The organism is Pseudomonas sp. HLT2-19-2, assembly GCF_054898005.1.
The window spans coordinates 331570-354050 of record NZ_CM142712.1 but is presented as its reverse complement, the minus strand read 5'-3'; the positions used below and the strand labels follow the sequence as shown (position 1 = coordinate 354050).

22 protein-coding genes are annotated in these 22481 nt (G+C 59.2%); 12 read left to right on the top strand and 10 right to left on the bottom strand.

Annotated features, from left to right (window positions below; genetic code table 11):
• The first annotated feature begins 10 nt into the window (after positions 1-10).
• Genes ACYZTU_RS01655 through ACYZTU_RS01645 form a run of 3 tightly spaced genes read left to right on the top strand, consistent with a single transcriptional unit; the run spans position 11 to position 2609 of the window.
• A complete protein-coding gene (locus ACYZTU_RS01655) occupies positions 11-1090 on the top strand; it encodes a COX15/CtaA family protein (RefSeq protein ID WP_461967568.1) in 1080 nt (359 codons plus the stop codon).
• Entirely contained in the window at positions 1078-1977 is a 900-nt protein-coding gene (cyoE, locus tag ACYZTU_RS01650; protein ID WP_461967566.1) for a heme o synthase, read from the top strand. Before ACYZTU_RS01655 ends, cyoE begins: the two co-directional genes overlap by 13 nt.
• The gene (locus ACYZTU_RS01645) at positions 1974-2609 is read left to right on the top strand and encodes an SCO family protein (RefSeq protein ID WP_461967564.1); all 636 of its coding nucleotides are present in this window, start codon (positions 1974-1976) and stop codon (positions 2607-2609) included. The genes cyoE and ACYZTU_RS01645 overlap by 4 nt, the downstream gene beginning before the upstream one ends.
• Positions 2610-2684: 75 nt before the next feature.
• Here the strand turns inward: ACYZTU_RS01645 and ACYZTU_RS01640 are convergent, their stop codons facing one another.
• From ACYZTU_RS01640 to ACYZTU_RS01630, 3 genes are read right to left on the bottom strand one after another with little or no spacing between them, the layout of a single operon-like run.
• Positions 2685-3455 (bottom strand): MetQ/NlpA family ABC transporter substrate-binding protein, encoded by a 771-nt coding sequence (locus ACYZTU_RS01640; RefSeq protein WP_461967562.1) that lies wholly within the window; start codon positions 3453-3455, stop codon positions 2685-2687.
• A gap of 55 nt (positions 3456-3510) precedes the next feature.
• Positions 3511-4185 carry a methionine ABC transporter permease gene (locus tag ACYZTU_RS01635; RefSeq protein WP_282379599.1) on the bottom strand — a complete coding sequence of 225 codons (675 nt, stop codon included), beginning with the start codon at positions 4183-4185 and terminating at the stop codon, positions 3511-3513.
• A complete protein-coding gene (locus ACYZTU_RS01630; protein WP_461967560.1) occupies positions 4185-5192 on the bottom strand; it encodes a methionine ABC transporter ATP-binding protein in 1008 nt (335 codons plus the stop codon). Before ACYZTU_RS01630 ends, ACYZTU_RS01635 begins: the two co-directional genes overlap by 1 nt.
• A 265-nt stretch (positions 5193-5457) precedes the next feature.
• On the opposite strand from ACYZTU_RS01630, the gene katE reads away from it, so the two are divergent.
• On the top strand, positions 5458-7596 hold the full coding sequence (gene katE / locus ACYZTU_RS01625; RefSeq protein WP_461967558.1) for a catalase HPII: 2139 nt from the start codon (positions 5458-5460) through the stop codon (positions 7594-7596).
• A 120-nt stretch (positions 7597-7716) separates the two neighbouring features.
• Here katE and ACYZTU_RS01620 read toward each other — a convergent pair whose 3' ends face one another.
• The 4 genes from ACYZTU_RS01620 to zur are packed head-to-tail and all read right to left on the bottom strand — an operon-like array spanning position 7717 to position 10520.
• Positions 7717-8433: a PA5502 family lipoprotein gene (locus ACYZTU_RS01620; RefSeq protein WP_449644411.1), complete on the bottom strand. Its 717-nt coding sequence runs from the start codon at positions 8431-8433 to the stop codon at positions 7717-7719.
• Between the two features lie 38 nt (positions 8434-8471).
• Positions 8472-9260, bottom strand: a complete 789-nt coding sequence (znuB, locus tag ACYZTU_RS01615; protein WP_461967556.1) for a zinc ABC transporter permease subunit ZnuB — start codon at positions 9258-9260, stop codon at positions 8472-8474.
• Positions 9253-10038 (bottom strand): zinc ABC transporter ATP-binding protein ZnuC, encoded by a 786-nt coding sequence (gene znuC, locus ACYZTU_RS01610; protein WP_461967554.1) that lies wholly within the window; start codon positions 10036-10038, stop codon positions 9253-9255. The genes znuB and znuC overlap by 8 nt, the downstream gene beginning before the upstream one ends.
• Positions 10038-10520 (bottom strand): zinc uptake transcriptional repressor Zur, encoded by a 483-nt coding sequence (zur, locus tag ACYZTU_RS01605; protein WP_449644414.1) that lies wholly within the window; start codon positions 10518-10520, stop codon positions 10038-10040. The genes znuC and zur overlap by 1 nt, the downstream gene beginning before the upstream one ends.
• A 66-nt stretch (positions 10521-10586) precedes the next feature.
• Here zur and ACYZTU_RS01600 point away from each other — a divergent pair, with 66 nt between their 5' ends.
• Positions 10587-11507 (top strand): zinc ABC transporter substrate-binding protein, encoded by a 921-nt coding sequence (locus ACYZTU_RS01600; protein WP_461967552.1) that lies wholly within the window; start codon positions 10587-10589, stop codon positions 11505-11507.
• Positions 11508-11549: 42 nt separating this feature from the next.
• Here ACYZTU_RS01600 and ACYZTU_RS01595 read toward each other — a convergent pair whose 3' ends face one another.
• Entirely contained in the window at positions 11550-12500 is a 951-nt protein-coding gene (locus ACYZTU_RS01595; protein WP_282379618.1) for a homoserine kinase, read from the bottom strand.
• A gap of 58 nt (positions 12501-12558) precedes the next feature.
• Positions 12559-12849, bottom strand: a complete 291-nt coding sequence (locus tag ACYZTU_RS01590) for a DUF2782 domain-containing protein (RefSeq protein WP_461967550.1) — start codon at positions 12847-12849, stop codon at positions 12559-12561.
• A gap of 74 nt (positions 12850-12923) precedes the next feature.
• On the opposite strand from ACYZTU_RS01590, the gene polA reads away from it, so the two are divergent.
• Positions 12924-15698 carry a DNA polymerase I gene (polA, locus tag ACYZTU_RS01585; protein ID WP_461967548.1) on the top strand — a complete coding sequence of 925 codons (2775 nt, stop codon included), beginning with the start codon at positions 12924-12926 and terminating at the stop codon, positions 15696-15698.
• Positions 15699-16000: 302 nt separating this feature from the next.
• On the opposite strand, the gene yihA is transcribed toward polA, so the two are convergent.
• Positions 16001-16642 (bottom strand): ribosome biogenesis GTP-binding protein YihA/YsxC, encoded by a 642-nt coding sequence (gene yihA, locus ACYZTU_RS01580; protein WP_449644418.1) that lies wholly within the window; start codon positions 16640-16642, stop codon positions 16001-16003.
• 191 nt (positions 16643-16833) lie between these two features.
• Here yihA and ACYZTU_RS01575 point away from each other — a divergent pair, with 191 nt between their 5' ends.
• From ACYZTU_RS01575 to ACYZTU_RS01550, 6 genes are all read left to right on the top strand, one after another.
• Entirely contained in the window at positions 16834-17124 is a 291-nt protein-coding gene (locus tag ACYZTU_RS01575) for a c-type cytochrome (protein WP_461967546.1), read from the top strand.
• Between the two features lie 46 nt (positions 17125-17170).
• Positions 17171-17782 (top strand): c-type cytochrome, encoded by a 612-nt coding sequence (locus ACYZTU_RS01570; protein ID WP_461967544.1) that lies wholly within the window; start codon positions 17171-17173, stop codon positions 17780-17782.
• A 200-nt stretch (positions 17783-17982) separates the two neighbouring features.
• Positions 17983-18624, top strand: coding sequence for a thiol:disulfide interchange protein DsbA/DsbL (locus ACYZTU_RS01565; RefSeq protein ID WP_461967542.1), 642 nt, complete (start codon positions 17983-17985; stop codon positions 18622-18624).
• A gap of 14 nt (positions 18625-18638) precedes the next feature.
• Complete coding sequence (locus ACYZTU_RS01560) at positions 18639-19517, top strand: endonuclease/exonuclease/phosphatase family protein (RefSeq protein WP_461967540.1); 879 nt, start codon at positions 18639-18641, stop codon at positions 19515-19517.
• Entirely contained in the window at positions 19514-21595 is a 2082-nt protein-coding gene (locus tag ACYZTU_RS01555) for a GGDEF domain-containing protein (RefSeq protein WP_461967538.1), read from the top strand. The genes ACYZTU_RS01560 and ACYZTU_RS01555 overlap by 4 nt, the downstream gene beginning before the upstream one ends.
• Before the next feature lie 103 nt (positions 21596-21698).
• Entirely contained in the window at positions 21699-22478 is a 780-nt protein-coding gene (locus ACYZTU_RS01550; RefSeq protein WP_461967536.1) for an N-acetylmuramoyl-L-alanine amidase, read from the top strand.
• Positions 22479-22481 lie beyond the last annotated feature (3 nt).

Genomic DNA, 22481 nt, shown 5'->3' with positions numbered 1-22481 from the left:
GGGCATCGTCATGGCCAAACCTGGATTTCGCCTCGCACTGTTTGCCACGTTGCTGACACTGATTGTGGTGTTGCTCGGCGCCTACACCCGCCTGACCCACGCCGGACTCGGCTGCCCGGACTGGCCGGGTTGCTACGGCTTTATCAGCGTGCCGAAAAGCGAAGCCCAACTGGCCCATGCCGAACTGCGTTTTCCTGACGCCCCCGTGGAAGCCCACAAGGGCTGGAACGAGATGGTTCACCGCTATTTCGCCGGCACCCTTGGGTTACTGATCTCAGTGTTGGCCGGTCGTGCCTGGGTTCACCGTCGTCATCCGGGACAACCGGTGAAGTTGCCGTTGTTTCTGCTGGCGGTGGTGATTGCCCAAGCGGCGTTTGGTATGTGGACGGTAACGCTCAAGCTCTGGCCGCAGGTGGTCACCGGGCATTTACTCGGTGGGTTTGCGACGTTGAGCCTGCTGTTTTTATTGACGTTGAGACTGTCCGGCGTGCTGCCGGCGCTGACCGTGCCACGGCGTTTACAGTACTGGGCGACTGCCGGGTTGCTGCTGGTGATCCTGCAAATTGCCTTGGGTGGATGGGTCAGTTCCAACTACGCGGCGGTGGCCTGTATCGACTTCCCGACCTGTCATGGGCAATGGCTGCCGCCCGCGGACTTCGCCAATGGTTTTCACCTGACTCAACACATCGGCCCCAATTACCTCGGCGGGCAACTGGACAGTGATGCCCGCACGGCGATTCATCTGACTCACCGCATCGGCGCGCTGCTGGTGACGTTGGTGTTGCTCGGTCTGGCGTGGCAACTAAAGGTGGTCGGCATGACGCGCCTGGCCGGGCTGGTGCTGATCGCACTCGCCGCGCAAATCACCCTCGGCATCAGCAATGTGCTGTTTCATCTGCCGCTGCCCGTGGCCGTCGCTCACAACGCCGGGGGAGCGGCACTGCTGCTGACGTTGGTGCTGGTCAATTATCACGCGCGAACCCGTCTGGTTCGGGTCAAACAGCAAACCCCTGCGCGCTGGCGGTTCAGCCCGCGCAAACATTCAGCCGGGCCCATAACAATAAAAGGAGAGATGCCATGGCGACTCTGATCGGCGAACGTCACAGTCAGGCAATCTGGCGTGACTACCTGGAGCTGACCAAGCCGAAAGTGGTGGTGCTGATGCTCATCACCTCTCTGGTGGGGATGTTCCTCGCGACCCGCGCCGGGGTGCCGTGGACGGTGCTGGTGTTCGGCAATCTGGGGATCGCCTTGTGTGCTGGCGGCGCGGCGGCGGTCAACCATGTCGTGGACCGACGGATCGATGCGGTCATGGCCCGCACGCACAAACGACCCTTGGCAGAGGGTCGAGTGTCACCTGCGGCCGCGCTGACCTTTGCCTTGGTATTGGCGGTGCTTGGGCAAGCCATACTGCTGGCCTTCACCAATCCACTAACGGCGTGGCTGACGCTGGCCTCGCTACTCGGCTATGCGGTGGTCTACACCGGTTTCCTGAAGCGCGCGACGCCGCAAAACATCGTCATCGGCGGACTGGCCGGCGCCGCCCCGCCGCTGCTCGGCTGGACCGCCGCCACCGGCCACGTCAGCGCCGAACCACTGTTGCTGGTGCTGATCATCTTCGCCTGGACCCCGCCGCACTTCTGGGCCCTGGCCATTCACCGCAAAGAGGAATACGCCAAGGCCGACATTCCGATGTTGCCGGTGACCCATGGCGAGCACTACACCAAGGTTCACATCCTGCTGTATACCTTCGCGCTACTGGCCGTCAGCCTGATGCCGTACGTGATCCACATGAGCGGCGTGCTCTACCTGATTTGCGCGCTGGGTCTGGGCGCGAGGTTTCTGCAATGGGCCGTGGTGCTGTACCGTGGCACTCGGCCGCACGCGGCGATCAACACCTTCAAGTACTCTATTTATTACTTGTTCCTGCTGTTTATCGCGCTGCTCGTAGACCACTACTTACTGTTGAACCTATGACTCGAACCCAGAAAACTGTCTTTATCCTCGTCGCCCTGATCGCGCTGGTCCTGGGCCTGACCATCAACAAAGTACTGACCGGCAAAGGCCAGGGCGACCCGACCGCGTTGATCGACGCCGGGATCATCCTGTTGCCGCAAAGCCGCAACCTGCCGGACGTGACGATGACCGATCAGGACGGTAGGCCGGTGGCGGTCAACGAGCTGAAAGACAAGTGGTCGCTGCTGTTCTTCGGCTACACCTTCTGCCCGGACATCTGCCCGACTACCCTCGCCCAGTTGCGCCAGATCAAAAGCGAGCTGCCGCCGGAAGCGGTGGATAAGTTGCAGATCATTCTGGTCAGCGTCGACCCGAACCGCGACACACCCAAGCAGCTCAAGCAGTACCTGGGCTACTTCGATCCGCAGTTCAAAGGACTGACGGCGTCTTCGGTCGAGGACATCCAGAAGCTCGCCAATGCGGTCAGCATTCCGTTCATTCCGGCGGACACCAGCAAGCCCAATTACACCGTCGACCACAGCGGCAACCTGGCGGTGATCGGGCCGGACGGAACGCAACGTGGGTTCATTCGGGCGCCGTTGAACAACGTGAAATTGGTGGCACAGTTGCCGGTGATGCTTAACCGTAAATAAGCACCACAGGGTCCGTGTTTCAGGCGAAAAAAAGGGGCGCATTCAATGCGCCCCTTTTTTCGTTGCTTCAGCAGATCAGAACGCCGGCAATACCGCGCCTTTGTACTTCTCGAGGATGAAGGCTTTCACTTCAGGGCTGTGCAGGGCAGCAATCAGCTTCTTCATCGCTTCGCTGTCCTTATCGTCTGGACGGGCAACGAGGATGTTCACGTAAGGCGAGTCGTTGCCTTCAATGACCAACGCATCCTTGGCCGGATCAAGCTTGGCTTCCAGTGCATAGTTGGTGTTGATCAGCGCCAGGTCGACTTGGGTCAGCACACGCGGAATGGTCGCGGCTTCCAGTTCACGGAATTTCAGGTCCTTGGCATTCTCGGTGATGTCCTTGACGCTCGAGAGGATGTTGTTCGAGTCCTTCAACTTGATCAGGCCAGCCTTCGCCAGCAGCAACAGCGCACGGCCGCCGTTGGTGGCGTCGTTCGGGATCACAACGTTAGCGCCACCTGGCAGTTCGGTCAGCGCTTTGTACTTGCTGGAGTAAGCGCCCAGCGGTTCCAGGTGCACGCCGGCAACGGCGACCAGGTGGGTGCCCTTGGCCTTGTTGAACTCATCGAGGTACGGCTGGTGCTGGAAGAAGTTGGCGTCCAGACGTTTTTCGGCAACTTGCACGTTCGGCTGAATGTAGTCGGTGAAAACTTTGACTTTCAGGTCCACGCCTTCTTTGGCCAGGGCCGGTTTCACAAATTCTAGGATTTCTGCGTGCGGGACCGGGGTGGCTGCGACGGTCAGGGTGTCGGCGTGGGCGGAAAAGGCTGCAACGGCAGCGAACGCGACGAGTAGTTTTTTCATTCAGCTAACTCCTTGTGAGCTTGCGGCGCCTGCCAGCGAATGGCCGGCGCATGTCTTATTTACGCGAGAAGTGTATGACCAGCTTATCGCCAACGGTTTGCAACACTTGAACCAGCACCAGCAGCAACATCACGGTCACGACCATCACATCAGGCTGGAAACGCTGGTAACCGAAACGGATCGCCAGGTCGCCCAGACCACCCGCGCCGACCACACCCGCCATCGCCGTGTAGGACACCAGTGTAATAGCTGTCACCGTAATCGCTGCGAAGATGCCCGGGCGGGCTTCCGGCAGCAAGGCATTGGTGATGATCTGCCGTGTCGTGGCACCCATGGCCTGGGTGGCCTCGATGATGCCGCGATCCACTTCACGCAGGGCGGTTTCCACCAGTCGCGCGAAGAATGGCGTAGCGCCAATCACCAGCGGTGGAATGGCACCGGCAACCCCGAGGGACGTGCCAGTGATCAACACGGTGAACGGGATCATCACAATCAGCAGAATGATGAACGGCAGCGAACGCAGGATGTTCACCATCAGCGACAGCATCGCGTAGACGCCTTTGGCTTCCAGCAACTGACGCGGGCTACAGAGGAACAACAGCACGCCCAGGGGCAGGCCGAGCAAAACGGTGAACAACAACGAACCGAAGAGCATCAGCAAGGTGTCGCCAGTGGCCAGCCAGATTTCAAACCAGTCGATATTGACGAAGAAACTTGTCAGGACTTCCATCAGCGCAGGACCTCCATGTGGACGTCAGCCGCGGAGAAGTGGGCGAATGCCGCCTCCATGTCGCCACCGGTGACGGCCAGGGTCAATTGCCCGTAGGGGATGTCTTTGATGCGGTCGATACGACCGGCCAGGATGCTGTAGTCCACACCCGTTTCCCGAGCGACGGTTCCCAGCAACGGCGCGTAGGTCGCTTCGCCCTGGAAGGTCAGACGCACGATGCGGCCCGGCACGTGAGCGAAGTCATCGCGCTGTTCGCTTTCGTTAATCTGCTCGTCTTCCTGCACGAAGCGCTTGGTGGTCGGGTGCTTCGGATGCAGGAACACCTCGGCCACCGAACCTTGCTCGACGATCACGCCAGCGTCCATCACGGCCACTTGGTCGCAGACCCGGCGGATCACATCCATCTCGTGAGTGATCAACACGATGGTCAGCTTCAGTTCGCGATTGATCTCGGCCAGCAATTGCAGGACCGACGCAGTGGTCTGCGGGTCCAGTGCGCTGGTGGCTTCGTCGCACAACAGGATTTTTGGCTTGGTTGCCAGGGCGCGGGCGATGCCGACACGCTGCTTCTGACCGCCAGACAATTGCGCCGGGTATTTCCTGGCGTGGTCGGACAGACCGACCCGCGCCAGCAACTCGGCCACACGCTGGTCGATCTCGCTGCGCGACAGTTCGCCGGCGAGGGTCAGGGGCAGCGCGACGTTGTCGGCCACGGTCTTGGACGCCAGCAAGTTGAAATGCTGGAAAATCATCCCGACCTGCTGACGGAAGCGCCGCAGGCTGTTGGCGTCAAGCGCGGTGACTTCTTCGCCGTCGACGAATATCTTGCCGCCACTGGACTCTTCCAGGCGATTGATCAGACGCAGCAGGGTACTTTTTCCCGCCCCGGAATGACCGATCAGACCGAAGACCTGACCGTTCTCAATCGTCAGACTGGTCGGGTGCAGGGCGGGAATATCCTTACCGGCGACGCGGTAGGTTTTGTGGACGTTTTGAAACTCGATCACGTAGCGAACCTTGTGGGGCGCGTTGGAATAGGATCAGCGGTTAGCCGGGCGCGCATTTTAGCCTGTCCGTATAGAGGTTATTAGCATTTATTCCGCATTCAACCTTCCATTTGGCAATAACGCGATCAAAGGTCAAAAAAAAGGAACGGCTAAAAAGGTTATCAGTCACTAATTAAGCAACTCGAAAACGCCCCCGGTGCCGTGCCTGGGGTATTGCTCAAGAGTCCTGGCTACGGCAGGAGTCGCAACGAGGAGTTTAAAACTGATGAGTACCAAGAAGCCTGCCGCAAACAAAAGCGCACTGGCCGGGACCGATACCCTGGATCGCGGCAACACTAATGCCAAGCTCGACAGCCTGGAAAAATTTCGATCCGACGCCACTGAACAAGCCCTGCGTACCAACCAGGGCGTGAAAGTCTCGGATAACCAGAACACGTTGAAGGTCGGCGCTCGTGGGCCATCGTTGCTGGAAGATTTCATCATGCGTGAAAAGATCACGCACTTTGACCATGAACGCATTCCCGAGCGCATTGTCCACGCCCGCGGCACGGGTGCTCACGGATACTTCCAGACCTATGAAACCCATTCCGTGCTGACCAAGGCCGGGTTCCTACAAGACCCAGGCCAGAAAACCCCGGTCTTCGTGCGCTTTTCCACGGTACAAGGCCCACGCGGGTCGGGCGATACCGTGCGGGACGTACGAGGTTTCGCCGTGAAGTTTTTCACCGACGAAGGCAACTTCGACCTGGTGGGCAACAACATGCCGGTGTTCTTCATTCAGGACGCGATCAAGTTTCCCGACTTCGTGCATGCGGTAAAACCCGAACCGCACAACGAGATACCGACTGGCGGTTCGGCCCATGACACGTTCTGGGACTTCGTCTCCCTGCAACCCGAGTCAGCGCACATGGTTATCTGGGCGATGTCCGACCGGGCGATCCCGAAAAGCCTGCGCAGCATGCAAGGCTTCGGCGTGCACACCTTCCGCCTGATCAATGCCGAAGGTAAATCACGCTTCGTCAAATTCCACTGGCGCCCCACTGCCGGGACCTGTTCGCTGGTGTGGGACGAAGCGCAGAAACTCGCCGGTAAAGACACGGACTACCACCGTCGCGATCTCTGGGAGTCGATCGAGATGGGCGACTACCCGGAATGGGAACTTGGCGTACAGGTCATCGAAGAGGAAAACGAACATAAATTCGACTTCGATATCCTCGACCCGACCAAACTGATCCCGGAAGAACTGGTACCAATCACCCCGCTGGGCAAAATGACCCTCAACCGCAACCCCGACAACTTTTTCGCCGAAACCGAACAGGTCGCCTTCTGCCCTGGACATATCGTGCCGGGGATCGACTTTTCCAACGATCCATTGCTGCAAGGTCGATTGTTTTCCTACACCGATACGCAGCTCAGCCGACTTGGCGGGCCGAACTTTCACGAGATTCCGATCAATCGTCCGGTGGCACCGTTCCACAATGGTCAACGGGATGCGCTGCATCGCACCACCATCGACAAGGGTCGCGCGTCCTACGAGCCGAACTCCATTGATAGCGGTTGGCCGAAAGAAACACCGCCGGCGGCACAGGATGGCGGCTTTGAAAGTTATCCAGAGCGCATCGACGCCAACAAGATCCGTCAGCGCAGCGAGTCGTTCAGCGACCACTTCTCCCAGGCGCGGCTGTTCTTCCACAGCATGAGCAAGCACGAGCAGGAGCACATCATCTCGGCTTACAGCTTCGAGTTGGGCAAGGTTGAGCGGGAGTTCATCCGCGTGCGCCAGGTGAATGAAATTCTGGCCAACATCGATTTGGAACTGGCTAAGCGCGTGGCGCAGAACCTAGGGTTGCCAGCGCCCAAAGCCGGGACGGTCGAAGTACGCAAAACCTCACCGGATCGCTCGCCGGCCCTGAGTCAGGCCAACTTGCTGCCGGCGGATATCAAAACCCGCAAAGTGGCAATCCTGGCAGCCAACGGCGTCGATGGTGCAGCGATTGATGCAATGAAGAAAGCGCTGATGGCAGAAGGTGCGCACGCCAAACTGCTCGGCCCGACGTCTGCACCTGTGACGACCGCCGATGGTAAGACGCTGCCGGTCGATGCGTCGATGGAAGGCTTGCCTTCGGTGGCGTTCGATGCGGTATTTGTGCCCGGTGGCGCTGCGTCGATCAAGGCGTTGAGCACCGACGGTGTGGCGCTGCATTATTTGCTGGAGGCGTACAAGCACTTGAAGGCGATTGCACTGCAGGGCGAGGCCAAACAGTTGCTGGATGTGTTGAAGCTGGAGGCTGATGCGGGGTTGATCGTGGGCACGGATGCGAAGTTGATCAAACCGTTTTTTGCCGCGATCGGGCAGCATCGGGTGTGGGACAGGGAGCCAAAAGCCAAAGCGATTCCGGCTTAAGGACCTTTCTTGGTAGCGAGGACGCCTTCGCGGGCAAGCCTTGCTCCTACAGGACTGCGTCGTTCATACCACTAGCGAACGACACAAATCCTGTAGGAGCGAGGCTTGCCCGCGAAGCTTTTAAGGTTTACGCGGGCTCAAAACCATCTGCGCAGGAATGTTGCGCAGAATCTGCTTCTCTAGGTTCAGATCAAAATCCGCATCGAGCTTCTTCACGCGCTTGGTCAGCAACGTGGCCAACCAAGGGTAGTCCTGGGTGCGTGGTGCCTGAATACTCACGTCGCATTGGTAATTCACCACATCAGCGGCGATCGCATCCAATTGGCGACGAAGCTTCGTCATATCCGTCAGGTTCAACGCAACCGTAGTGCTTTCTGCCGTCGGATCAATGACTTTGGCCTGTGGCTTGGCTTCGGCAGCCATGAGCGCAGCTTCGGCTCTATCCAGCTCGGCTTTGCGGGCATCAACGATGGCATTGTTGACCCCGCCAGTCAGCGCCGGAGCCTTGGGCATCAACGACCGGGCGCGGCTCAGCGCCGTGGCAGCCGCATTCACATCGCCCTTTTGCAGCACGATCTGACTGCGGCGCAGATAGGCTTCGGCCAGTTGCCGCTGGTATTGCTCAAGGGATTGATCATTGGGCGACTCGGCCTGCAAGGCAGCCAGTTGATCTTCGGCAGTCGCCAGTTCGCTGCTGGCTAGGCTTTGTTGCAGCTGCGCGATGGCCGTGGCCCGTGCACCGGTAGCCTCGGTGGCCGCCGGTGGCGTGCTTTGGCAAGCGCCCAGTAGCAGCGAAAATGCGACAAGGAGCAGATAACGGGAGGCTAACAGCTTCATTCCTGCGACTCTCTATTTGCGCCAAAAAACGAGCAAGTCTACACCCCTCGACGGGGCAGGACAAAACTCAGCAGAAACAGTGCGGCGGCCGTCACAACGATCGATGGGCCCGCCGGGGTGTCTTTGAACCATGAAAGCGACAGTCCGCCACAGACCGCGAGCATACCCAGCAGGCTCGCGCCCAATGCCATCTGCTCCGGTGACCGGGCGTGACGTTGTGCCGCAGCCGCCGGGATGATCAGCAGTGAGGTAATCAGCAATACACCGACGATTTTCATCGCCACCGCGATCACCACAGCGATCAGCAACATCAGGGTCAAGCGCAACGCCGCCACCGGCAGACCTTCAACCTTGGCCAGTTCTTCGTGCACCGTGATCGCCAGCAATGGCCGCCACAACGTCACCAGCAAGGCCAGAACGGCCATGCTGCCGCCGAGTATCCAGGCCAGTTCGGTCGGACTGATCGCCAGCAGGTCGCCGAACAGATAAGCCATCAGGTCGATCCGCACTTCGTGCATGAAGCTTAGTACGACCAAGCCCAGAGAGAGCGTGCTCGGTGCGAGAATTCCCAAAAGCGTGTCGGACGCCAGCGGTTGGCGCTGTTGCAAGGTCACCAGCAGCACGGCTAACAGCAAACAGCCTACGGTGACCGCAACGGTCGGGCTGACATCCAGCAAAAAGCCCAGAGCCACGCCGAGCAGCGCGGCATGGGAAAGGGTGTCGCCGAAATAGGCCATGCGCCGCCAGACCACGAACGAACCCAGCGGGCCCGCGACCAACGCCAGGGCCAGGCCTGCAAGCAGGGCGTAGAGCAGAAAATCAGCCATGCTTGCAGCCATCTCCGTGAACGTGGATAGGGGCCGACGGGGCCGTGCTGACCACCGAGCCATGCAAGTCATGGGCGTGGTCGTGATGGTGGTGATAAATCGCCAGGCTCTGTGCGTTCTTTCCGAACAGCTCGACGAAAGCCGGATCGCCGCTGACCTGCTCGGGGTGCCCAGAGCAGCAGACGTGACGATTGAGGCAGACCACTTGGTCGGTGGTGCTCATCACCAGGTGCAGATCGTGGGACACCATCAACACGCCGCAGCCGTGACGGTCGCGCAATCGTGTGATCAAGCTGTAGAGCTCGGCCTGACCGGCCACGTCGACACCTTGCACAGGTTCGTCGAGCACCAGCAATTCCGGCTCGCGCAGCAATGCCCGGGCCAGCAACACCCGCTGCATTTCGCCACCGGAAACACTTTGCACCGGGTTGTCGATCACCTGTTCGGCACCGACCTCCTTGAGTGCCGCCAAAGCCGTGGCGCGGTCCACGCCCGGCACCAGACGCAAGAAGCGCAGCACCGACAGCGGCAACGTTGGATCGACGTGAAGTTTTTGCGGCATGTAACCGACCCGCAGTTTCGGCTTGCGCCACACGCTGCCGCTGTCCGGTTTCAACAGACCGAGAACGGCGCGCACCAGGGTCGTCTTGCCGGCACCATTGGGGCCGATCAGGGTGACGATCTGCCCGGGCTCGACGCTCAGCTCAATGTTATCCAGCACGTTTTGCCCGGCAAAGGTCACGGCAACCTGCTCGAGGCGGATCAGCGCATTGCTCATCAAACCCCCTGGCAACCCGAACAGAGGCCGACCACTTCAACGGTCTGGCCCTCGACGACGAACCCGACATCCTTGGCGCTACTGATAATCGCGTCGCTGATGGATTTTTGTTCAAGTTCAATCGCAGCGTGGCATTCACGGCAGATCAGGAACTGGCCCTGGTGGGCGTGTTCCGGGTGATTGCAGCCGACGAAAGCGTTCAGCGAGGAGATGCGGTGTACGAGGCCGTTTTCCAGCAGGAAATCCAGCGCACGGTACACGGTCGGCGGCGCCGCGCGGCGGCCGTCCTGCTCGCTGAGCACCGCGAGAATGTCGTAGGCACCCAACGGCTTGTGGCTTTGCCACACCAGCTCCAGCACCCGCCGGCGCAAGGCGGTCAGGCGCAGGCCTTGACGTGCGCACAGAGTATCGGCCTCAGACAATGCGCTGTGGACGCAATGAGAGTGGTCGTGGGGACGGCTGGCAATCGGTGTTTTAGGCATGAGCGGCGACGAATTTTGTGAGAGACGTTATTATGTTACCCGTTCTCGCCTCTTCGAGTGGTCATCGTGTCCCGACTTTTTTCTATCTTTGTCGCATTTGTCGCAAGTTTTCTGCTGATGGGTTCAGCTCACGCCGATGTCAAAGTTCTCACCAGTATCAAGCCTCTACAGCTGATCGCCGCTGCGGTGCAGGACGGTGTATCGATTCCGGAAGTCTTGCTGCCGCCCGGCGCCTCGCCTCATAACTATGCCTTGCGCCCATCCGACGTACGGAAGGTGCAATCTGTGGATCTGGTTTACTGGATCGGCCCGGCCATGGAAGGTTTCCTGCCTCGCGTGCTGAACGGTCGTACGCTCCCCAGCGTGGCAGTGCAAGACTTGCCGGGCCTGAAACTGCGACGTTTCGCCGAAGATAGCCCCTCCCATGAAGAAGAAGCCGACGAACATGATCACGACCACCGTCCCGGCAGTCTTGACTCGCACTTGTGGCTTTCGCCGGTCAACGCTCGCGTAATCGCCACTAAAATGGCTGCTGACCTGAGTGCAGCCGATCCTTCCAATGCGGCGCGTTATCAGAGCAACCTCAAGGCGTTCGATGAGCGTCTGGATGCGATGGATCTTCGCTTGAAGGCTCGTCTGGCCGGCATCGCAGGCAAACCGTATTTCGTATTCCACGAGGCCTTCGACTACTTTGAAGACGCCTACGGCCTCGAGCACACCGGCGTGTTCAGCGTCGCGGCCGAAGTCCAGCCTGGCGCCCAGCATGTCGCGGTGATGCGCACTCGACTGCAGGAAATCGGCAAAACCTGCGTGTTCAGCGAACCGCCGCTGCGTCCGCGCCTGGCGGAAACCCTGGTGGCGGGTCTGCCGGTGAAACTCGCGGAACTGGACGCGCTGGGCGGGTACACGCCGGCAACCGCTCAGGGGTATGAGCAAGTGCTTGAGAAGTTGGGGAATGATTTGGCGGGGTGCCTGGAGTCGCTGTAAACGACACCCTGTGGCGAGGGGGCCTTGCCCCCTTGCCACGATTTAGAGGGCGAACGGCAGCGGCGTACTGATCTTCTGACGCTGCGCCAGACGCTGTTGAAACTCCATCGGATCGTGAATCAACACGTCCTGCCCGGCGAAAGACTCCGCTGCGATCAATCGCGACAACCAGAACCGCACACACGCCACCCGCAACAGGGTCGGCCACAACTCGGCTTCGGCTGCGGTAAACGGCCGCAACGCCGCATAAGCGCCGAGTAACGCCCGCGCTCGTGGTCCGACGATCAACCCGTCCTCGTCTGAACACCAGTCGTTCAACGCAATCGCCACGTCGTAGAGCATCGGCCCCGAACAGGCGTTGTAGAAATCAATCAGCCCGGTCAGGTGAGTGCCTTCGAACATCGCGTTATCGCGGAACAGGTCGGCGTGAATGTTGGCTCGCGGCAGCGCCAGAATTTTCGTCTTCTGCTGTGTGATTTCGTCCAGAGCCCGTTGCAGCAGATCGCTCTGCTCGGCATTCAGGTGCGACAGCAACTGCGTGCCCTCCTCCAGCATCCAGTCCAGGCCGCGATCGGTCTTGCGTTTGATCATGTTGGCCCGGGTTGCAAGGTGCAGATGACCGAGCAACTCGCCGACCTGAGCGCAATGCTGCGCGTTGGCTTCCTTGATGTGCTTGCCGGCCAGGCGTGGCTGCAACAGAGCAGGTTTGCCGGCCAGTTCGCGCAAGGCGACGCCGTCCGTGGTGCGCAATGCATAAGGCACGGGCAGGTCAGCGTCGTGCAGCACGTCGAGCAGCTCGATGAAGAACGGCATCTCCTGCACCGGACCACGCTCAACCAGGGTCAGGACAAATTCGCCCTGCTCCAGGCTGATAAAGAAATTGGTGTTTTCGCTACCAGCGGCAATCCCCTGGAAATCAAGCAGGCGGCCGAGCCCGTAAGGGGCGAGAAAGGTTTCCAGCTCGGGCCGAGCCAGCGGGGTGAACACAGACATGTTTGAACTGCCAGTACGGGCGCCGCTGCTTGAGCTAGCGCCGATTGAAATTAAGTAACTACTTCCACTCAAATATCTTCCACGACGGAATCAGCATATCCGGCTGATCCGAGCGGATGAAGTTTGCATCCGTTCCGTCCGCACGCACCAGAAAGTAAGGCGGTGCGCCCTTCGGTGTGACCTTGATCGCGTACAGGAAACCGTTTTGGCGGTATTCCTGGATGGTTTTATCGCCTTCCGTGCGAATGGTGACGTCCGGCTCCGGCGATGGCGCATCGTCCGCCGCCATGACGGCCAATGGTGCGATTGCAAACAAGCCAGCCAGCAGCAAGCGATTTAGTGTGCGCATGATAACCTTGTCCCTTTGTCGTCAACGGTCCCGCTATTCTAGCGCCGGACCCGCCGAAAAGGTTGATCCTGCTCATGAGCCAAGCCCCCCTCGTCCTGGTGGACGGTTCTTCTTACCTGTACCGCGCTTTTCACGCCCTCCCACCGCTGACCACGTCCAAAGGCTTGCCGACCGGTGCGGTCAAAGGCGTGTTGAACATGCTCAAGAGCCTGCGCAAGCAGTACCCGGACAGTCCGTTCGCCGTGGTGTTCGACGCCAAGGGTGGGACTTTCCGCGACGAAATGTTCGCCGAGTACAAAGCCAATCGCCCGAGCATGCCCGATGACATGCGCGTGCAGATCGAACCGCTGCACCAGAGCGTGATCGCCCTCGGTTTCCCGCTGTTGTGTGTCGAAGGCGTCGAAGCCGATGATGTGATCGGCACCCTGGCCCGCAGCAGCGCGGCGGCCGACCGCCCGGTGGTGATCTCCACCGGCGACAAGGACATGGCGCAATTGGTCGACGGCCACATTACCTTGGTCAATACCATGACCGGTAGCGCGCTGGACGTGGAGGGCGTGAAGGAGAAATTCGGCGTCGCTCCCGAGCAGATCATCGATTATCTGGCGTTGATGGGCGATTCTTCCGACAATATTCCGGGCGTTCCGGGTATCGGTCCGAAGACGGCTTCTGGTTTGCTGGTTGGCGTCAACGGCGGCCTGACCGAGCTCTATGCGCAGCTCGACATCGTCCCGACCCTACCGATTCGCGGCGCGAAAACCCTGCCGGCCAAGCTCGAAGAGCACAAGGAGATGGCGTTTCTCTCTTATCAGTTGGCGACGATCAAGATCGACGTACCGCTGGAGATCGGCCTGGACGACTTGCAAATGGGCAAGCCGGACCACGACAAACTGGCTGAGCTTTACACGCTGCTGGAATTCAAGAGTTGGTTCGACGACAACCAGCGCGACGCCAAGCGTTCCGGCCAGGAAGTCACCGCGCCGGTGGTGGTTGAAGAAGCCGCTGTCGAGACCGAACTGAAGTACACCACGATCCTCACCCAGGCAGACTTCGACCTGTGGCTGAAGAAGCTCAACGACGCCAAGCTGATTGCCTTCGACACCGAAACCACTGGCATCGATGCGCAGCAGGCGCAACTGGTGGGCCTGTCTTTCGCTGTACAAGCCAACGAAGCGGCCTACATCCCGCTGACCCATTCCTACATGGGCGTACCGGATCAGCTGGATCGCGACACCGTGCTGCGGGCACTGAAACCGATCCTGGAAGACCCGAACAAGCTTAAGGTCGGCCAGCACGCCAAATTCGACATGAACATTCTGGCCAACTGCGCCATTGGTGGCGATCAGAATTGTGGCATCACCGTGCAAGGCATTGCTTTCGACACGATGCTTGAATCCTACGTGCTGGACTCCACCGCGACCCGTCACGACATGGACAGCTTGGCGCTCAAGTACCTGAATCACACCACCACCAGTTTTCAGGACATCGCCGGCAAAGGCGCCAAGCAACTGACCTTTGACCAGATCTCCCTGGAGCTGGCCGGGCCTTACGCCGCCGAAGACGCCGACGTGACGCTGCGCCTCCATCAAACCTTGCAGGAAAAGCTCAACGCAATTGCGAGCCTGAGCAAGGTTCTGAGCGAAATCGAAATGCCGTTGGTGCCGGTGCTGGCACGAATCGAACGCCAAGGTGCGCTGGTCGATGCCAACCTGCTGGGCATTCAGAGCGTTGAGCTGGGCGAGAAAATGGTCGCCCTCGAGCGTGAGGCGTTCGCCATCGCCGGGGAAGAATTCAACCTCGGCTCACCGAAACAATTGGGCGTGATCCTGTACGAAAAGCTCGGTCTGCCGATCCTCAGCAAAACCGCCAAGGGCCAGGCGTCCACCGCCGAAGCCGTGCTGGCGGAACTGGCCGAACAGGATTTCCCGCTGCCCAAGGTGCTGATGCAGTACCGCTCGATGAGCAAGCTGAAAAGCACCTACACCGATCGCCTGCCAGAGCAGATCAATCCGCGCACCGGACGGATTCACACCTCTTATCACCAAGCCGTAGCGGCGACCGGGCGTTTGTCGTCCAGCGATCCGAACCTGCAGAACATTCCGATCCGCACCGCCGAAGGTCGTCGGATTCGTCAGGCCTTCGTCGCGCCAAAAGGCTACAAGCTGCTGGCCGCCGACTATTCACAGATCGAACTGCGGATCATGGCTCACCTGGCGAAGGACGAAGGTTTGCTGCACGCCTTCCGCAACGATCTGGACGTGCACAAAGCCACCGCAGCGGAAGTCTTCGGGGTTGAACTGGCGGACGTCACCACCGACCAGCGGCGCAGCGCCAAGGCGATCAACTTCGGCTTGATCTACGGTATGAGCGCGTTTGGCCTGGCCAAGCAGATTGGTGTTGATCGCAAGCAATCCCAGGCCTACATCGACCGTTACTTCACCCGATACCCGGGCGTACTGGAATACATGGAGCGCACCCGCGCCCAGGCCGCCGAACAAGGTTTCGTCGAAACCATCTTTGGTCGTCGCTTGTACCTGCCGGAAATCAACGCGAAAAACCCGGCCCTGCGCAAAGGTGCCGAACGCACAGCGATCAACGCCCCGATGCAAGGCACCGCGGCGGACATTATCAAGAAAGCCATGATTGCGGTGGACAGCTGGCTGACAGCGTCAGGCCTCGACGCCAAAGTCATTCTGCAGGTGCACGATGAATTGGTTCTGGAAGTGCGGGAAGATTTGGTCGACCAGGTCCGTGATGAGATTCGCGTGCACATGAGCGACGCAGCGAAGCTTGATGTGCCGCTTTTGGTCGAGGTTGGCGTAGGAAACAACTGGGATGAGGCTCACTGAGCCATCTGAAATGACGTTTTCCGCTGCGGCATAGTGCCGCGGCAGAAAGAGCGAAAGGGCTCTTAGTTCAGAAAATGCGTTGGGTTATTCCAAAGGCTTTTTAAAAAATTCTGAACTAATCTCCTGAATTGCCACTCAGAGTTACTGAATGGGTGGTGAAGCCCTTCGATGCTCCTTTGTTGTGTTAAGTGTTGGCAGATATCTAGACCCCGCCCTAACGGTCTGGAACTTGAACCCCGGAACTTCCCCCTCCCCATAAGAAGTCCGGGGTTTTTTTTGTCTGCTGCTTTTGTGTGGACAGCTTACTCGGCAAGCTCGGCGCCCTTGTCTGCCAGTTCCATCCAGCCCGCCAGTACAGTGTAGGCGTCTTCCAGACCCATGCGCTTTGGCGCCGAAAATAGCTGGATGCTGATTGCATCACCCCAACCCCTGCGGATGTCTGTCTGAACCTTGAGCAGGACGTTTTTCGCCGCGCCGTAAGTCAGCTTGTCGGCTTTGGTCAGCAAAATGTGCATCGGCATGCCGCTGGCGACGGCCCAATCGAGCATTAACAAGTCGAAGTCGGTCATTGGATGACGGATGTCCATCATCAAAATCAGACCTTTCAAACTTTCGCGACCACCCAGATACGCTTCCAGGTGACGCTGCCAGTGCAGCTTCAACGGGATCGGTACTTTCGCGTAACCGTAACCCGGGAGGTCGACCAGACGACGATCATCGTCTAGCTTGAAGAAGTTCAAGAGCTGTGTGCGCCCCGGAGTTTTCGAGGTTCGCGCCAGACTGGCGTGCGTCAGGGTGTTCAGAGCACTGGACTTGCCGGCGTTGGAACGCCCGGCGAAGGCCACTTCAAAGCCTTCGTCGTCGGGACATTGGTCGACTTTGGCGGCGCTGAGCATGAAGGTGGACTGTTGGCACAGACCGAGGATGGGGTTCTTGAGTTGCATGGGATTTCCGATGTGGGCGGCGCCGGGAATGGACGCGGCGAGCAGTGTCGTTTCCGTTTCAGTGACGCCAGTATATAATGCCGCAGATTTTGTGTGCGCTTTGTCCCAGCGTAGGATGAAGTTCACGAGAGCGATTGACCTTGATTGCGCACTAGAACGCAGCACGCTCTCAACCCTGAAAAGGTCGTTTTATGACGAAATGGCTGCTAGCTGCCGGTGTCTTGATGCCGCTTTACAGCGCTCAGGCTACACAGGATCCGGAAGCTGTGTACAACCGTGTTTGTGTTGCTTGTCATTCCGGCCAACTACCCATGGCGCCTAAAAAGGGCGATCAGGAAGCTTGGACGCCAAGGTTGGCAAAAGGTATGGGGACGCTGGTGCAACACGTAACCCAGGGTTTCAAGGCGATGCCGCCGCGTGGTTTGTGCATGGACTGCAGTGCCGAGGATTACCGAACAATCATCCAGTGGATGAGCGAGTGATCCCGGCCCATAACTCTTTAACCCTTAGCCGTAGTTGGATTAGCTGATGAACAAATTGATCGTGAGTCTGCTGTTGACCGTGGGGATCTCCGGCATTGCCCATGCTGCAGGTGATGCGACTGCTGGTCAGGCGAAAGCCGCAGTATGTGGCGCCTGTCATGGCCCGGATGGCAACAGTATGGCGCCTAACTTTCCGAAACTGGCAGGCCAGGGCGAACGTTATCTGAACAAGCAGCTGGTCGACATCAAGTCCGGCAAACGCACGGTGCTGGAAATGACCGGCCTGCTGACCAACCTGAGCGATCAGGACCTGGCCGATATCGCCGCTTACTACGCCAGCCAGAAAGGCAGTGTTGGCGCCGCCGACCCGAAAGTCGTGGCTCGCGGTGAAGCACTGTTCCGTGGTGGCGACCTGGCCAAAGGCCTGCCAGCCTGCACCGGCTGCCACTCGCCGAATGGCACAGGCAACGCAGCTGCCGGCTACCCGCACTTGGGTGGGCAGCACGCTCAATATATTGCCAAGCAACTGACCGACTTCCGCAAGGAAGAAGGCGGCCGGTCCAACGATGGTGACACCAAAACCATGCAGACCATCGCCAAAAGGCTGAGCGACGAAGATATCGCAGCAGTGTCCAGCTACATTCAAGGCCTGCACTAAGACCGGCAAATGGGGCGTCGCGCGAGGCTTACATCTCCTGCAACGTTAACGCTCTATTAATCCGTCGCAGCAAGTATAAAAAGGGTGGCTTAGGCCGCCCTTTTTTGTGGCCGCTGCCGTTACACTACAGAACTCAAGCCCGCCAGGACCTGTCTGAAAACAGGTCGCGCGAGGCGACCCAAATTGTCCAGGAGTAAAGCATGCGTAATCTGATCATCAGCGCCGCACTCGTCGCTGCCAGCCTGTTCGGCATGACTGCCCAAGCCGCCGAAGCACCCGCCGCCCCTTACGTCGAACTGACCAATCCGGTTCCGGTCGCCGTGCCTGGCAAGATCGAAGTCGTGGAGCTGTTCTGGTACGGCTGCCCGCATTGCTACGCTTTTGAACCGGTGATCAATCCTTGGGTTGAGAAACTGCCTTCCGATGTGAATTTCGTGCGTATTCCAGCCATGTTCGGTGGTCCGTGGGACGCACACGGCCAGCTGTTCCTGACCCTTGAAGCGATGGGCGTTGAGCAAAAGGTCCACTCGGCAGTGTTCGAAGCCATTCAGAAAGAACACAAGAAGCTGGTCGACAAGAATGAAATGGCCGACTTCCTGGTGACTCAAGGCGTAGACAAGGACAAGTTCCTCGCCACTTTCGACTCCTTCGCCATCAAGGGCCAGATCAACAAGGCTCGCGAACTGGCCAAGAAATATGAAATCTCCGGCGTCCCAACCATGGTCGTCAACGGCAAGTATCGCTTTGACGTGGGCTCTGCCGGCGGTGCCGAACAAGCACTGCAACTGGCCGACAAACTGGTCGACAAAGAGCGAGCGGCTAACAAGGCTGCTGCCAACTAAGCGCGGCGACTGCCATGCGCCGTTGGGGTACTGAACGCGTCGTTGGCCTGCATGATCCGCGGGTCAACGAGCATCATCTGGAATCGACGGGTTTGCCCGCAGACAGCCGTCTGCGCTTGCTCAGTTTCAATATCCAGGTCGGCATCAGTACCGAGCGTTATCGGCACTACCTGACCCGGGGCTGGCAGCATCTGTTGCCGCACACCGGGCGTGCCGACAATCTGCAAAAGATCGGTAATCTGTTGGGCGACTTCGATCTGGTCGCCTTGCAGGAGGCCGATGGCGGCAGCCTGCGATCAGGCTACGTCAATCAGGTCGAACACCTGGCCCAGCTCGGTGCATTCCCCTACTGGTATCAACAACTCAATCGCAATCTCGGGCGCCTCGGCCAGCACAGCAATGGCGTGCTCAGCCGCCTGCGCCCCTGGGCGATTGAAGATCATCCGCTACCGGGGCCCAAAGGTCGCGGGGCGATTCTGGTGCGCTTTGGCGAAGGCCCGGAAGCGCTGGTAGTAGTCATGATGCACTTGGCGCTCGGCGCGCGCGCCCGCACGATGCAGCTGTCGTACATCCGCGAGTTGATCGGCGGCTATAAACACCAGGTGCTGATGGGTGACATGAACACCCACGCCAGTGACTTGCTGCAAAACTCTCCATTGCGTGACCTCGGCCTGCTCGCGCCGCAACTGGAAGCGACCTTTCCCAGCTGGCGTCCGCAGCGTTGCCTGGACCATATTCTACTGAGCCCGACCCTGACCCTTGAAAAGGTCGAGGTGCTGGCACACCCCATTTCCGATCACCTGCCGGTCGCGGTAGAGATTCGTCTGCCGGGTTCGCTCACGGCTGATGCATTGCCCGCGTTGAGTCCTGCCCCTCGCGGATCCCATGAATGAGCGACGAAGCACAGCGCTGGAAAGAGAAATACCTCAAAAACATCGAACAACAGGAAAAGCTTGAGCGTCGATGGGACGCCCGGCTCGACCTGCTACGTCGCGGACTGGTGCGCAGCACCCTGGCCGCAGAAGGTACCGATCGCGCGGTTGACCTATGCATGAAGGAAATGCGCGAAGTCCTGCGCACCGACGACATGGACGCCGGCCTGGCCGCCCTGCTTCCGCGGCTGGAAAAAGCCGTACTCGACTCCGAACAGCGCCGGGAAACCCGAGTCAATCAAACCAGCGCCGCACTGACCGCACTGGTCTCGCAGCTGCAAACATTGCCGCTGCCCCGGGAAGTAAGCCGGCCGCTGAAAAACTTCGCCAAGCATCTGGATACAAGGGTCAGGCAGGCGCGCGAAATTCCGTTGCTGCTCAGCGAACTGAGTGGCCTGCAAGGCAAAGCCTTGGGTCAGCTTGAAAACCCGGAGGAACCCGGCCGCCCAGGTTTGCTGCAGCGACTGTTTGGTAGCCGCGAAACGGATGAAACGGCATTACAGGTCACCCCCGTCGCTATTCCGACGCCCGCCACGCAGTATGCCGAATCGATGGCTGTGCCTCATGCCGAGAGACCACAGGTAAACGTCGATCTCGCGCCAGACGTCGATGAGCCGCAAGTGGCGGTCGTACACGTCGCCGCTCCCGTTGCTGCACCCGAGCGACTGACGATCGAGACACAATCGCCCGCCGCAGCGCCTTCTCCTGCCGTTGTAGCGTTTATCCCGCCAGTGCTTGAGCCGCAGCAAGCACCCGAGCAGATTCCAGAGACGCAACCGCAACCGGGCCTTGAACCTCCAGAAGAACTGGCTCCTTTGATTATCGAGCCAGCAACTCAGGCTCAACCGGCACTCAATCCCGACGAATTAACCCCGGTGGTCTACCTCGACAGCCTGCCGCTGCCCCCGGCCATGGCCCAGGTGTTGGCCGCCGCAGATCCTGAACAACCCGAGCCGGATATTCTCTACGCCCTGCCGGACTCACCCGAACCGTCCTATAGCTCGGTGGCCAAGCACATCGAAGACACGCTACTGGGCTTACTCGACGACCTGACACTTCCCGAGCATCATCGTCCGCAAGCCGAAACCCTGCGTGATCGACTGAAAAATGGCCTGAACTGGTACGAGTTGCTGCCAATCCTCGATGATCTGGCAACCTTGATGCTAGCCATCACCGACAGCGGCCAGCACGAATTTGAAGCCTATCTGCAGCAGCTCAACGAACGCCTCGAGTCGTTCCAAAGCAACTTGCAAGCCGCCAGCGACGGGCATGCCGACAACCGTTCTGCCGCACGCGAGATGGACACCCAGATCCGCGAGCAGGTCGACGGCTTGCAGAACAGCATGCAGGACGCGGCCGACCTGGAAGATCTCAAGCACGTCCTGGAAAATCATCTGGAAGGCCTGCTCGGCACCATGGACCAGCACCAGAGGCAGCGTGACGAGCGCGAGCAGGAAGCCGCGGCGCGCCTTCATAGTCTGGCCGAACGCGTTGCGCACATGGAGCAGGAAGCTTTGGGCTACCGCGAGCATCTCGAAGAGCAACGCCAGAAAGCCTTGATCGATCCACTGACCGGCTTGCCTAACCGGGCGGCCTGGAGCGAGCAGCTGGATCACGAAATCAGCCAATGGCAGCAACAGGGCAACTCCCTGTTGCTGGCAATGCTCGACCTCGACCATTTCAAACGTATCAACGATAACTACGGTCACCTGGCGGGCGACAAAGTGTTGAAAATCATCGCCAGCGTGCTCCGCAAGCGCCTGCGCGGGACGGATTTCATTGCCCGGTTTGGTGGTGAGGAGTTCGTTCTGTTGATGCCCGCGACAGTACCGGCTGTCGGCGCGAAACTGCTGGAAAACCTGCGCGCGTCGATCGAAGCATGCCCTTTCCACTTCAAGGGTGAGCCGGTGACCATCACCATTTCCATGGGGCTGACTGCGTTCAAACCCGGCGAAAATAGCGATTTGGTGCTGAAAAGAGCCGATCAGGCGCTATATCGGGCAAAACATGCCGGCCGCAACCGGGTGGATCTGGGCTGACGGTCAATTGTTCCATTTTGTTTAAAACTTCGCGCTGGCCGTCTGAGTGCAAGGCAGTACGTTACACTGTTGCATTACTGACTTGCGTGTGTTGCCTTCTGCCATGAAATACCTAGCCCTCGTCGTGTCGCTGATTCTGTTGGCCGGTTGTGCCAGCGGCCCACGGTTTGACACCCGTCACCCTTCAGCCAATCACGACAGCCGCATTCAGTTCGTGGTGGTGCATTACACCTCCGCGTCACTGGAACGCTCGCTGCAACTGCTGACCCATGGCGAGGTCAGCAGTCACTATCTGATTGGCGACGACAAGAGCGCCACTATCTATAAGCTGGTGGATGAAAATCTCCGGTCCTGGCATGCAGGGGAAAGCGAATGGGAAGGCCGGACCTGGTTGAACTCCAGCTCCATAGGCATCGAAATCGTCAATCCGGGCTTCAAAGTCATCCCGACAGGGCGTCTCTGGTACCCCTATAGCGAAGCCCAGGTCCAGTCCTTGATCATTCTGCTCAAAGACATCAGCAAGCGTTACGCCATCAGCCCCCGCAACATCATCGGCCATAGCGACATCGCACCGCTGCGCAAGCTGGATCCGGGCCCGATGTTTCCCTGGAAACGTCTGGCTGCCGAAGGCCTTGGAGTCTGGCCGAACGAGCAGGCCGTTACGCGTCAGCAAGCACACTTCGAAGTACAGCTGCCAACCATCAGTTGGTTTCAGGCACAACTGGCCCGCCTGGGTTATCCCACGCCGCAAACCGGCGAACTGGATGTTGCGACGCGTCATGTGATTGCGGCCTTTCAGATGCATTTCCGACCCTCTCGTTTCGATGGCACGCCGGATGCGCAAACCGCGGCGCTTCTACAAGTCTTGAATCAGACAAAATAATGA

What these genes read in the sequence shown, in the direction of transcription:
- ACYZTU_RS01655 (WP_461967568.1), top strand. Translation starts at nt 11, where the DNA reads ATGGCCAAACCTGGATTTCGCCTCGCACTGTTTGCCACGTTGCTGACA.
- cyoE (WP_461967566.1), top strand. Translation starts at nt 1,078, where the DNA reads ATGGCGACTCTGATCGGCGAACGTCACAGTCAGGCAATCTGGCGTGAC.
- ACYZTU_RS01645 (WP_461967564.1), top strand. Translation starts at nt 1,974, where the DNA reads ATGACTCGAACCCAGAAAACTGTCTTTATCCTCGTCGCCCTGATCGCG.
- ACYZTU_RS01640 (WP_461967562.1), bottom strand. Translation starts at nt 3,455, where the DNA reads ATGAAAAAACTACTCGTCGCGTTCGCTGCCGTTGCAGCCTTTTCCGCC.
- ACYZTU_RS01635 (WP_282379599.1), bottom strand. Translation starts at nt 4,185, where the DNA reads ATGGAAGTCCTGACAAGTTTCTTCGTCAATATCGACTGGTTTGAAATC.
- katE (WP_461967558.1), top strand. Translation starts at nt 5,458, where the DNA reads ATGAGTACCAAGAAGCCTGCCGCAAACAAAAGCGCACTGGCCGGGACC.
- ACYZTU_RS01620 (WP_449644411.1), bottom strand. Translation starts at nt 8,433, where the DNA reads ATGAAGCTGTTAGCCTCCCGTTATCTGCTCCTTGTCGCATTTTCGCTG.
- znuB (WP_461967556.1), bottom strand. Translation starts at nt 9,260, where the DNA reads ATGGCTGATTTTCTGCTCTACGCCCTGCTTGCAGGCCTGGCCCTGGCG.
- znuC (WP_461967554.1), bottom strand. Translation starts at nt 10,038, where the DNA reads ATGAGCAATGCGCTGATCCGCCTCGAGCAGGTTGCCGTGACCTTTGCC.
- zur (WP_449644414.1), bottom strand. Translation starts at nt 10,520, where the DNA reads ATGCCTAAAACACCGATTGCCAGCCGTCCCCACGACCACTCTCATTGC.
- ACYZTU_RS01595 (WP_282379618.1), bottom strand. Translation starts at nt 12,500, where the DNA reads ATGTCTGTGTTCACCCCGCTGGCTCGGCCCGAGCTGGAAACCTTTCTC.
- ACYZTU_RS01590 (WP_461967550.1), bottom strand. Translation starts at nt 12,849, where the DNA reads ATGCGCACACTAAATCGCTTGCTGCTGGCTGGCTTGTTTGCAATCGCA.
- polA (WP_461967548.1), top strand. Translation starts at nt 12,924, where the DNA reads ATGAGCCAAGCCCCCCTCGTCCTGGTGGACGGTTCTTCTTACCTGTAC.
- yihA (WP_449644418.1), bottom strand. Translation starts at nt 16,642, where the DNA reads ATGCAACTCAAGAACCCCATCCTCGGTCTGTGCCAACAGTCCACCTTC.
- ACYZTU_RS01575 (WP_461967546.1), top strand. Translation starts at nt 16,834, where the DNA reads ATGACGAAATGGCTGCTAGCTGCCGGTGTCTTGATGCCGCTTTACAGC.
- ACYZTU_RS01570 (WP_461967544.1), top strand. Translation starts at nt 17,171, where the DNA reads ATGAACAAATTGATCGTGAGTCTGCTGTTGACCGTGGGGATCTCCGGC.
- ACYZTU_RS01565 (WP_461967542.1), top strand. Translation starts at nt 17,983, where the DNA reads ATGCGTAATCTGATCATCAGCGCCGCACTCGTCGCTGCCAGCCTGTTC.
- ACYZTU_RS01560 (WP_461967540.1), top strand. Translation starts at nt 18,639, where the DNA reads ATGCGCCGTTGGGGTACTGAACGCGTCGTTGGCCTGCATGATCCGCGG.
- ACYZTU_RS01555 (WP_461967538.1), top strand. Translation starts at nt 19,514, where the DNA reads ATGAGCGACGAAGCACAGCGCTGGAAAGAGAAATACCTCAAAAACATC.
- ACYZTU_RS01550 (WP_461967536.1), top strand. Translation starts at nt 21,699, where the DNA reads ATGAAATACCTAGCCCTCGTCGTGTCGCTGATTCTGTTGGCCGGTTGT.